This window comes from Aestuariibaculum marinum, assembly GCF_014596975.1.
In the GTDB taxonomy this organism is placed as follows: Bacteria; Bacteroidota; Bacteroidia; order Flavobacteriales; family Flavobacteriaceae; genus Aestuariibaculum; species Aestuariibaculum marinum.
On the sequence record NZ_JACVXD010000008.1, the window covers coordinates 21,852 to 32,794 of the forward strand.

Below are 10,943 nucleotides of genomic sequence, written 5' to 3' on the forward strand. Positions count from 1 at the left end.
TTTTTTTGTTTTATTTAACACCCTACCTTCCATCATGTTTTTCATAATTTGTATCTTGTAATTAACAACTAAAACTAAAAACATGACACCAAACAACATTGAATCTAACCCTATTTTAGATCGCTTACCCAGGCATCTCTTACAATATATAAAGCCGCAAAATTACGAACACTACTCTTCCATCGATCAGGCGGTGTGGCGTTATGTTATGCGTAAAAATGTAGACTTTTTAAGTGCCGTGGCTCACAACTCATATCTTGAAGGTTTAAAACAAACAGGAATTTCTATTGATAGTATTCCCAACATGTATGGGATGAATCGTATTTTAAAAAATATTGGCTGGGCTGCCGTTGCTGTAGATGGTTTTATTCCTCCCAATGCTTTTATGGAATTTCAAGCCTATAATGTACTGGTTATCGCCAGCGACATCAGACAATTAGAACATATTGAATACACTCCTGCGCCCGATATTATTCATGAAGGTGCTGGTCATGCCCCTATTATCGCCAACCCTGAATATGCTGAGTATTTACGTCGGTTTGGAGAAATAGGCTGCAAAGCCATTTCATCTGCTAAAGACTACGAATTATATGAAGCCGTTAGGCATTTATCTATAATTAAAGAAGCTCCTAATTCTTCAAAAGAAGTGATCCATCAAGCTGAAAAAAAAGTAGAAGACTTACAGCAAAATATGGGCGAGCCCAGCGAAATGGCTTTGATTAGAAACCTTCATTGGTGGACAGTTGAATACGGTTTAATAGGAAGTATTGAAAACCCCAAAATATATGGTGCGGGCTTATTATCGTCTATTGGAGAAAGTGCCTGGTGCATGACCGATGCCGTAAAAAAACTCCCCTACACTATTGAAGCCACGTATCAGGATTTTGATATTACCAAACCGCAACCGCAACTATACGTAACACCTAATTTTGCACATTTAAGTCTGGTATTAGAAACCTTTGCCAATACGATGGCTTTACGAAAAGGCGGACTGATGGGAATTAATAAATTAATAACATCAAAGGCTTTAGGAACCATAGAATTGAGCACCGGCATACAAATTTCAGGGGTATTTAGTGAGGTCATTGAAGACCAAGGTTTACCTATTTATGTACAAACCACCGGTCCATCGGCATTATCATACAGAGAAAAGGAATTAGTTGGCCATGGTACATTAACGCATAACAAGGGCTTTGGTTCTCCCATTGGTAAACTAAAAGGTATTAACCTGGCTATTGAAGACATGAGTCCGCGAGATTTAAGGGCTTACAATATTTTTGAAGAAGAAGCTGTAACACTTGAGTTTGAAGGCGACATTATAGTTTCGGGTGAAATCATTACCGGAAAACGTAATCTTCAAGGAAAAATAATAATGATAAGTTTTAAAAACTGTACAGTCACACATCACAGCAAAGTATTATTTAAACCCGAATGGGGCGTTTATGATATGGCAGTGGGGAAATCAGTGGTTTCAGCATTTTCCGGTCCTGCCGATTTAAACAGCTTCAATTTAATCACTCACAAGCCAACTTCTGAAACTATTCATATAAAAAAATCTAAGGAGCGATTGCAATTAGAAGCGCTTTATCAACAAGTAAGAGATTATAGAGACGGCAAAAACAAAACCATTTCACGAACCAAAGTTCTTGATGAACTTATTGAGCATTTCCCAACCGATTGGTTGTTACCAGTTGAACTTTATGAGTTAGCATTCAAAGGTGATGAGACGGTGTTGTGCAAATGCATATTGAATCATTTAGAACACATCAAACAGAATAAACCACAAGTAGGCAAACTGATTGATGATGGTCTAAAAATTATCAATTCTAAAGTAAACGTCTAATTATTTGAATCGTTGTAAGGTGTCTTTGGTGAACTTACTTAACACAAGGGTTCCGCTAATTTTAGCGCGTTCTTTAAGCAAAACATCCCAGTTTTCGGTCTGTTCCCAAAGCACTTTCTTCATTTGGCTTAAAGCTTCCGGATTATAACCCGCTAGTTTTTTGGCTAAAGTATCAACAGCTTCATCTAAAGCTGATATATCTTCAAACACTTCTGCGTATAGTCCGTTAGTTTTAGCCCATTCTGAAGTAAAAAAAGTTTCTGCATTTAATGTCATTTGCGACATCGCATTTAACCCTATTCGACGAGTTACCGCAGGCTCGATAACAAATGGCCCAATACCAATACTTAACTCACTCAACTTTACAGAAGCAAACTTGGTAGCAAAACAATAATCGGTTGCTGCTGCTAAGCCAACACCACCTCCAACAGCTTTACCTTGCACCCGTCCAATAATTAGTTTAGGTGATTTTCTCATCGCATTAATGACTTTAGCAAATCCGGAAAAAAATTGTTCTCCGGTTTCAGCATCTTCAATACTAATTAATTCATTAAAACTGGCGCCGGCACAAAAGGTTCGGTCGCCTCCACTTTTTAAAACCAATACTGAAATGGAATCATCATTTCCCGCATTGATAATGGTTTGCTCTAATTGAGACAACACATCGCTTGGCATAGCATTATGTTGCGGATGATAAAATTCGATATACCCTACCTGATCTTTTACCTCTATGGTTACGTAAGCTTGACTCATGTGTTTTTCTTTGCGGGATGAAGATACGTAAAAAACTAAAGTTTTAAATTTTTAAGCGCATCACTTTTAAGAATCGGAGTATTATCGTATTGCAATGTCCACCCCAAAGAATTAGTCAACATATAGAGCTTAGACAACTCACTTACCAATCGATTCTTTGCATTAGCTTTAATTTCAGAGGCTTCAATTTTTTTCTGTAATGATGTGTTTACAATATCCTTAATAGCATTATAGTCTTTAGCTTCAAAGGGATTAAAAAACCCAAATTGCACATCGTAATATTCGATATCTGGATATATTTTTATTTCTTCCTCAGGAATATTTAAAATAATAAGTGTTTTATGTTTCTCATCTATTTTAAACTCCAGTTTACTTAAATCGTAAGCCACCGTAACATCGGCATTCACAACAACCAGGGCCTTTTTTTCTGAAGTAAAATAATCCCCAAATATTTCTTTAGAATTTTTATAATTGTAAACTTCACTAAAGCGGCCTTCGGTAACCACCAGTTTACCCACATTTTTTATTTCCTTTTCAATAATGGCACTATGCTCCTTAAGCGTAATTTCCTCCTGACGCTTATCTTCACAATATTTAACAACTAATAAAACGAATAGAGTAATAAAAACTCCTAACAATATTTTTCGCATCCCCTAAAATTAAATATTATTTTAGAATTTAAAAGTGATGGATTACGAAATATTTGGACAAAAAAAAACACTAGTTGCTCCGACATATAGAGCCTAACTAATGTAATTTTGATTAATAGCAACACAAAGATAGAAATGTAATTTAGAAATTAGATTAAGTAAATATTATGCTTATTTTAATTTAAAATAAACTTCGCTTTGTTTGCTAGAAAACTAATAAAATTAAGTTTAAAAACATTTGTTTCCCTTCGACATAAAAAGCCTAACAAATGCTAAACTCAACTAATTCTAAACGGTTGTAAAATTATAAAGGTTACAGCTTACTGTTATTACCAATAGGTTATAAAAAAGTTATTCATTTATAAACATAAAAAAACATCAACCGCATAATCGAGTTTTCGAGCCCCGCAATTGATGTTTCTAATATGAATTGATTAATAGCCTAATAAAATTAACTCATTTTGATTAACAGATAGGAACTTTTCGATTAAGTGTTATAAAAAAAGTTAATCCGCAACACCTCGCAAATAACTGTATTCCAAATAACTACAACTAAAGCATCACCCTACAGGCATCGTAGGTTTATTACTATTAAACTTTAAAATTTTATATGATCAAACCTACTCTGAACCATTTCTTTTTTTTCATCTAGACGCTTCAAAAAGGTTTTATGTGCTTCGGAATCTGGATTAAAAGGTTTATGTTGCATGCCTTTTTGTATATCTCTCACCATTCCCATGGTTTCCTGCGCTTTATTCGAAATCCAAACACTGGAAAATTTCTCCCAGACATAATTAACAGCCAGCGCACTTGGGTGCAGCATATCATCGTTATAAAAGCGATAATCACGAAGTTCGTCCATCATAATCTCATAAGATGGAAAATAAAACACATCTTTCTTGTTTACCAATTGGTGGATTGCCGATATTAAATGCGATTTACTTCGCGTATTCTGCACATATCCATCCTTTATATGACGAACCGGAGAAACGGTAAATATGATAGTTGCTTTCGGGTTTGCTGCCTGAACCATTGTCTTAATAGATATCAACGACTCCCTAACCTCATCAGTCGTCAAGAGCACTTTATCAAATTGATTTTGAGGGACCTTATGGCAATTCGCCACAAAAGCTTCCGTTTCTTTAAAACGATATACCCAAGCAGTTCCTAAAGTAACTATAATATGCGTTGCCTGATGCATTCGCTCTTGTGTTCGATGGAGTGCTTCATTCAAGCTATCTAATAAATTCTCTTTTGAAGTATCACTCAATTTAGAATGCGCATCGAAACAATGCCATTGTTCATTATGAAATATTAAATCGGATTCTGTGTATTTCTTATTTTGAACTGCTCTACTGATTAAAGTTTCAATAGCCTTCGGATTAAATAAAATTCCAAATGGGTTTTGAAGACTTTTAAATTTAAAGTAATTGAACTTCTCTCCTATGTTTTCAACAAAACAGGACCCTAGCAACAACAAATTAGAATGATAATCAATAAGATTATCGGTTTGTTGCTTTAATGGTATTTCGGTTTGAAACTTCATATAAAAAAAGATTCCCGCTTGCACGGGAATATCTATTTATTAAGCGATAAAATCTTTTGCTTTTTCTAAGGCTTCTTGTATTCCTGCTGGATTTTTACCACCTGCAGTAGCAAAGAACGGTTGGCCTCCGCCTCCACCTTGAATGTACTTCCCTAACTCTCTAACCACTTGACCAGCATTTAAACCTTTATCGGCTACTAAGTTTTTAGAAATATAACAAGATAATAATGCTTTACCATCGTTTTCGGCTGCTAGTAACAAGAATAAATTATCAACTTCACCTCCAATTTCAAAAGCAACATCTTTAATTCCTGCTGCATCTAAATCTAACTGCTTTGCTAAAAACTGAACACCGTTAATTTCGGTTAATTCACTTTTAAGTTCACCTTTAACATTCTTAGCTTTGTCTTTTAATAAGGCTTCAATTTGTTTTTTAAGACCTGCATTTTCATCCTGTAAATTCTGTAAAGCTTTAACTGGTTCTTTAGCATTATTCAGTAGGGCTTTCATTTCGAAATACGCTTGGTTATTATCGAAATAAAACTCTTTAGCAGCATCGTGAGTTATCGCCTCTATACGACGAATACCAGCGGCTACAGCGCCTTCTGAAACAATCTTAAAATGCCAGATATCTGAAGTATTCTTAACGTGTGTTCCCCCACAAAGCTCTATCGATTGTCCAAAACGAATCGCTCGAACCGTATCGCCATATTTCTCTCCGAACAAACTCATAGCGCCTTCGGCAATCGCTTCTTCTTTTGGAATATTTCGTTTTTCTTCTAATGCCAATTTACCTTCAATACGCGCATTAACGAAGTTTTCAACATCACGTAATTCTTCATCGGTTAATTTCGCAAAATGAGAAAAATCGAAACGTAACGATTTACTTTGCACTGCACTACCTTTTTGCTCGACGTGAGTTCCTAAAATTTCACGTAATGCCTGATGCAACAAGTGCGTTGCCGAATGATTGGCTTCTGTACGAGCACGTTCTTCTTCATCTACAATCGCTTTAAACGCTCCGTTTACATCCTCAGGAAGTTCTTTTGCAAAATGAATGATGACGTTATTTTCTTTCTTTGTATCTAAAATATAAGTCACGTTACCGTTGGCTGCTTCAATATACCCCTTATCTCCAACTTGTCCACCTCCTTCTGGATAAAATGGAGTTAAATTGAACACCAACTGGTACATTTCACCATCCTTTTTTGAGACTACTTTTCTATATCGTGTAATTTTTACATTGGCCGTTAAGGTATCATAACCAACAAATTCTTCAACAGCATCATCATGCAAAATAGTCCAGTCGTCTGTGCTCATTTCACTTGCCGCACGCGAACGGTTCTTTTGTTTTTCAAGCTGTGCTTTAAACCCTGCTTCGTCTAACTTTAACCCCTTTTCATTTAAAATAAGGGCCGTTAAATCGATTGGAAAACCATAAGTATCGTATAATTCAAACGCTTTTTCTCCTGAAACAGCATAGCCTTTGGTTTCATCAACAATACGGTTTAATAACACCAACCCTTGCTCTAAGGTTCTTAAAAATGAATTTTCTTCCTCCTTAATAACGTTTTCAACAATTTGTTTTTGCGTTTTAATCTCTGGAAAAGCATGTCCCATTTTTTGAGATAACACTTCTACCAAACGGTAAATGAATGGTTCCTTTTTATCTAAGAATGTGAATCCGTAACGTACCGCGCGACGTAAAATTCTACGAATAACATAACCTGCTCCAGTGTTACTTGGTAACTGCCCATCGGCAATAGCAAAGGCTACAGCACGAACGTGATCTGAAATTACGCGAATCGCAATATCGGTTTTCTCGTCTTTACCATATTCTTTGTGTGTAATCGCTTCAATCTCTCTAATAATTGGCGTAAACACATCGGTATCGTAGTTAGATTGTTTACCTTGAAGCACCATACATAAACGCTCAAATCCCATACCGGTATCGATATGTTTATCCGGAAGACTTTCTAAACTTCCGTTCGCTTTCCGATTGTATTGCATAAATACCAAGTTCCAGATTTCAACCACCTGTGGGTGATCCATATTTACTAAATCTTTACCTGCAATCTTTGCCTTTTCTTCGGCCGAACGAATATCGACGTGAATCTCACTACATGGTCCGCAAGGTCCTTGATCACCCATTTCCCAGAAGTTATCCTTCTTGTTCCCCATTAGAATACGATCCTCTGGAACAAACTGTTTCCATAAATCATAGGCTTCGGTATCCATACCAAGGCCATCTTCCTTATCACCTTCAAAAACGGTTACGTATAAAATATCTTTATCTATACCGAATACTTCGGTTAGTAACTCCCAAGACCAAGCGATAGCTTCCTCTTTAAAGTAATCACCAAAACTCCAGTTTCCTAACATCTCAAACAACGTATGGTGATAGGTATCGTACCCCACTTCCTCTAAATCGTTATGTTTCCCTGAAACACGTAAACATTTTTGAGAATCGACTAAACGATTACTCTTAGGCACAGCATTTCCTAAAAAATACTCTTTAAAAGGCGCCATACCCGCATTAATAAACATTAGGGTTGGATCGTCTTTTAACACCATAGGTGCCGATGGTACAATTGTGTGCTTTTTATCTTCAAAAAAACTTAAAAACTTAGCTCGAATATCTTGTGACTTCATTTATATAAAATGGTTACTATGTTTATTAAATTACATTAATTACAAAACAAATTTTTATCTTTACTTCCTTGTTAAAATCAAACTTATAAAATCTACTTTACATTTGCTATTATTGGCTTTTACTTCTAATAATATTTCAAATGTTTAGTCGTTTGCTTTAAGAAAAAACAAATTTGAATTGCTTTTAATATAAAGTGCAAAAATAGAATAAATTAAGAAATGAGTAAGGTAAAATATTATTACGATTCAGAATCGTTATCTTATAAGAAAATAGAACGCAAAAAAAGGACGACTTTTAAGTACGCTTTTGTGTTTTTATTAGGCTCTGCTCTTTTTGGTTTTCTTTTTGTTTTTATCGCGAGTCAGTATATTCAGTCGCCTAAAGAGCGTGCTTTAAAACGTGAATTGCAAAATTCACAATTACAATTCGAATTATTAAACAAAAAAATGGCGGAAGCCGAAGCCGTTTTATCAGATATCGCTGAGCGTGACAATAATATCTATCGTGTTTATTTTGAAGCCAACCCGATTCCGGAAGAACAACGAAAAGCCGGATTTGGAGGGATTAACCGCTATAAAAATTTAGAAGGTTTCGATAATTCGAAACTGATTATAGAAAGCAACAAGCGTTTAGACATCTTACAAAAACAGATTGTTGTGCAATCGAAATCCCTTGATGAAATCACTAAACTCGCTGAAGAAAAAGAAAAATTACTAGCGGCTATTCCGGCGATTCAACCCGTAAGCAATAAAGACTTAACCCGTATGGCTTCTGGTTTTGGTATGCGATCAGATCCGTTTACCAAAGTTAGAAAAATGCACTGGGGCATGGATTTCACTGCGCCACGAGGCACTCCAATTTATGCCACTGGCGATGGTGTTGTGACGCGCGCCGATAACCGTTCCAGCGGATATGGGAACCACATTAGAATAGACCATGGTTATGGTTATGTTAGTTTGTATGCCCATTTGTACAAATACAACGTAAAGAAAAATCAAAAAGTGAAACGTGGTGACCTTATTGGTTTTGTTGGAAGCACCGGGCGCTCGCAAGCACCTCACTGTCATTATGAAATATTTAAAGACGGACAACGTATAAACCCTATTAATTTCTATTACGGAAGTTTAACAGCCGAAGAGTTTAACGAACTATTAGAACACGCCTCATTAGAAAACCAATCATTAGACTAATGCATATAGAACTACCCGAAAAACGTTATTACAGTATTGGCGAAGTTGCTAAAGCATTTAATGTAAACACCTCGTTAATTCGCTTTTGGGAAAAGGAATTTGATGCGCTAAAGCCTAAGAAAAATGCTAAAGGCAATCGAAAGTTCACGCCCGAAGACATAAAGAACTTAAAGCTTATTTACCATTTGGTAAAAGAACGCGGGTTTACACTTGAAGGCGCTAAAACGCATTTGAAAGAAGGAAAAAAGGATACCCTTTCAAATTTTGAAATTATAAGCAAACTAGAGGATGTTAAAAATCAACTTTTAAAGATTAAAGAGCATCTTTAAATATTCTTTTCCTTAAATAAAGTAACATTCTTTTAAAAGTTGCGTCTAACAATCGTTAATTAAAAACAGCTAAAATTTATATAATTATGAAAAAATGGTTACCGTGGATTATTGTAGCAATAATTGTTTTCGGATTATACTCTTGGGGTAAAGGCTTTAACAATACAGCTGTTACTCTAAACGAAAATGTTGGCGAAGCCTGGGGTAATGTACAAACCTCTTACCAACGCCGAAATGACCTAATCGGAAACTTAGTGAACACCGTTAAAGGTGCTGCCGATTTTGAACGCAAAACCCTTACCGATGTTATTGAAGCTCGTGCAAAAGCGACATCTATAAGTATCGACCCTAATAATATTACACCCGAGCAATTAGCTCAATACAATCAGGTGCAGGGTGGCTTAAGTGGTGCCTTAAAAAGTTTATTAGTAACAGTTGAACGTTACCCGGAATTAAAAGCGAATCAGAATTTCTTAAAGCTTCAGGACGAATTAACAAGCACTGAAAACACGATTCAAACAGCAAGAACACGTTATAACGAAGCTATCAAACCGTATAATGTACATATTAAAACCTTTCCGAATTCCTTATTAGCAGGTATATTGAACTTCGATAGCAAACCATATTTTGATGCTGAAGTTGGTGCTGAACAACCTGTAGATGTAGAATTCGATTTTAACTAAAAACACCATGTCTAAAGTAGAAGATTTCCTTACTGCAAGCGAAGAACAGGAAGTCGTAGATGCCATACGCAAAGCCGAACTAAAAACCTCTGGTGAAATTCGGGTACACCTCGAAAAGACATCAAAAGGCGATACTTATAAACGCGCTTTGGAAGTCTTTCATTTTTTAAAAATGGATAACACCAAAGAACAAAACGGCGTTTTAATTTATGTTGCCGTTGAAGATAAAGCGTTTGTGATTTGTGGCGACAAGGGTATCAACGATGTCGTTCCTAAAGATTTCTGGAATAGCACTAAGGATATTATTCAAACACATTTTAAAACTGGAAACTTTAAACAAGGTTTGGTTGACGGTATTTTAAAAGCAGGGAAAGAATTAGAAACACATTTTCCATGGCAACATGACGATGTAAACGAACTGTCGAACGACATTTCAAAAGGCTAAATAACATGCAATTTTTATCATCTTTAAACCATTTGAAAACGTCTTTCCTAACACTGGTATTGACCCTTTTTGTGTTTGGTATTGGTTTTGCCCAATTCGATATACCCGAAATACCTAAAGAGCAAACCAGTGTTTACGATTATGTTAATTTACTTTCTAACAGCGAAAAATCGAACTTAGAGCGTAAACTTATCAAATACTCTGACACCACTTCAACCCAAATTGTAGTCGCTATTGTTGCTTCTACAAATGGTGAAAACATTGGTTTGTTAACACCACGTTGGGCTCATAAATGGGGTATTGGTCAAGCCAAGGAAGATAATGGTGTATTTATTTTATTAGCTCGAGACAACCGTAAAATATGGATTTCTCCAGGCTACGGTGTTGAAGACCGCCTTACGGCTGGTATTGTTGGCGAAATAGTTAGAAACGTTATTATTCCTGAATTCAAATTAGGCGATTATTACCAAGGATTAAATAAAGGTACCGACGCTATTTTTGAAGTGCTTACCGGTGCTTACCAAGGTACGCGACAATCGACATCAAAAAAGGACAGTTCCTCAAAGTTCTTTTTCATTATAATCATCGTCATTTTTGTCATTATTGCGCTTTCTAAAAACAAACGTGGTGGTGGACGAAATGGACGTGGGGGCAACAGACACGGCGGTTTCGATATCTGGGATGCCATTATTTTAAGTAATATGGGGCGCGGCGGATTTGGCGGAAGCTCCGGCGGTGGATTTTCCGGTGGCGGCGGATTTGGTGGTGGTTTCGGCGGCGGCGGTTTCTCAGGAGGAGGCGCTGGCGGTAGCTGGTAATTAAGATTTCTGATTAATGAATTTCGGTTTTTT

General features: G+C 36.2%; 10 protein-coding genes. 6 read left to right on the plus strand and 4 right to left on the minus strand.

Annotated elements, in window-relative coordinates:
* The first annotated feature begins 82 nt into the window (after positions 1–82).
* Complete coding sequence (locus ICJ85_RS12675; protein ID WP_188224171.1) at positions 83–1,843, plus strand: aromatic amino acid hydroxylase; 1,761 nt, start codon at positions 83–85, stop codon at positions 1,841–1,843.
* Here the strand turns inward: ICJ85_RS12675 and ICJ85_RS12680 are convergent, their stop codons facing one another.
* From ICJ85_RS12680 to alaS, 4 genes are all read right to left on the minus strand, one after another.
* Positions 1,844–2,596 carry an enoyl-CoA hydratase/isomerase family protein gene (locus tag ICJ85_RS12680; RefSeq protein ID WP_188224172.1) on the minus strand — a complete coding sequence of 251 codons (753 nt, stop codon included), beginning with the start codon at positions 2,594–2,596 and terminating at the stop codon, positions 1,844–1,846.
* Between the two features lie 35 nt (positions 2,597–2,631).
* A complete protein-coding gene (locus tag ICJ85_RS12685) occupies positions 2,632–3,246 on the minus strand; it encodes a DUF4230 domain-containing protein (protein WP_188224173.1) in 615 nt (204 codons plus the stop codon).
* 598 nt (positions 3,247–3,844) lie between these two features.
* Positions 3,845–4,792 carry a GSCFA domain-containing protein gene (locus ICJ85_RS12690; protein WP_188224174.1) on the minus strand — a complete coding sequence of 316 codons (948 nt, stop codon included), beginning with the start codon at positions 4,790–4,792 and terminating at the stop codon, positions 3,845–3,847.
* A gap of 39 nt (positions 4,793–4,831) precedes the next feature.
* Complete coding sequence (alaS, locus tag ICJ85_RS12695) at positions 4,832–7,444, minus strand: alanine--tRNA ligase (protein WP_188224175.1); 2,613 nt, start codon at positions 7,442–7,444, stop codon at positions 4,832–4,834.
* 219 nt (positions 7,445–7,663) lie between these two features.
* Between alaS and ICJ85_RS12700 the strand changes: the two genes are divergently transcribed.
* The 5 genes from ICJ85_RS12700 (at position 7,664) to ICJ85_RS12720 (ending at position 10,910) form a co-directional block, all read left to right on the plus strand.
* Positions 7,664–8,635, plus strand: a complete 972-nt coding sequence (locus ICJ85_RS12700) for a M23 family metallopeptidase (protein ID WP_188224176.1) — start codon at positions 7,664–7,666, stop codon at positions 8,633–8,635.
* Positions 8,635–8,964 (plus strand): MerR family transcriptional regulator, encoded by a 330-nt coding sequence (locus ICJ85_RS12705; protein ID WP_188224177.1) that lies wholly within the window; start codon positions 8,635–8,637, stop codon positions 8,962–8,964. The genes ICJ85_RS12700 and ICJ85_RS12705 overlap by 1 nt, the downstream gene beginning before the upstream one ends.
* An 86-nt stretch (positions 8,965–9,050) precedes the next feature.
* Positions 9,051–9,647, plus strand: coding sequence for a LemA family protein (locus ICJ85_RS12710; protein WP_188224178.1), 597 nt, complete (start codon positions 9,051–9,053; stop codon positions 9,645–9,647).
* 7 nt (positions 9,648–9,654) lie between these two features.
* Positions 9,655–10,092, plus strand: a complete 438-nt coding sequence (locus ICJ85_RS12715; protein WP_188224179.1) for a TPM domain-containing protein — start codon at positions 9,655–9,657, stop codon at positions 10,090–10,092.
* Positions 10,093–10,097: 5 nt separating this feature from the next.
* The gene (locus ICJ85_RS12720) at positions 10,098–10,910 is read left to right on the plus strand and encodes a TPM domain-containing protein (RefSeq protein ID WP_188224180.1); all 813 of its coding nucleotides are present in this window, start codon (positions 10,098–10,100) and stop codon (positions 10,908–10,910) included.
* The last annotated feature ends 33 nt before the right edge of the window (positions 10,911–10,943 follow it).

Excerpts from the sequence above, each read along its gene's own strand:
- ICJ85_RS12675 (WP_188224171.1), top strand. The coding sequence starts at position 83 with ATGACACCAAACAACATTGAATCTAACCCTATTTTAGATCGCTTACCC.
- ICJ85_RS12680 (WP_188224172.1), bottom strand. The coding sequence starts at position 2,596 with ATGAGTCAAGCTTACGTAACCATAGAGGTAAAAGATCAGGTAGGGTAT.
- ICJ85_RS12685 (WP_188224173.1), bottom strand. The coding sequence starts at position 3,246 with ATGCGAAAAATATTGTTAGGAGTTTTTATTACTCTATTCGTTTTATTA.
- ICJ85_RS12690 (WP_188224174.1), bottom strand. The coding sequence starts at position 4,792 with ATGAAGTTTCAAACCGAAATACCATTAAAGCAACAAACCGATAATCTT.
- alaS (WP_188224175.1), bottom strand. The coding sequence starts at position 7,444 with ATGAAGTCACAAGATATTCGAGCTAAGTTTTTAAGTTTTTTTGAAGAT.
- ICJ85_RS12700 (WP_188224176.1), top strand. The coding sequence starts at position 7,664 with ATGAGTAAGGTAAAATATTATTACGATTCAGAATCGTTATCTTATAAG.
- ICJ85_RS12705 (WP_188224177.1), top strand. The coding sequence starts at position 8,635 with ATGCATATAGAACTACCCGAAAAACGTTATTACAGTATTGGCGAAGTT.
- ICJ85_RS12710 (WP_188224178.1), top strand. The coding sequence starts at position 9,051 with ATGAAAAAATGGTTACCGTGGATTATTGTAGCAATAATTGTTTTCGGA.
- ICJ85_RS12715 (WP_188224179.1), top strand. The coding sequence starts at position 9,655 with ATGTCTAAAGTAGAAGATTTCCTTACTGCAAGCGAAGAACAGGAAGTC.
- ICJ85_RS12720 (WP_188224180.1), top strand. The coding sequence starts at position 10,098 with ATGCAATTTTTATCATCTTTAAACCATTTGAAAACGTCTTTCCTAACA.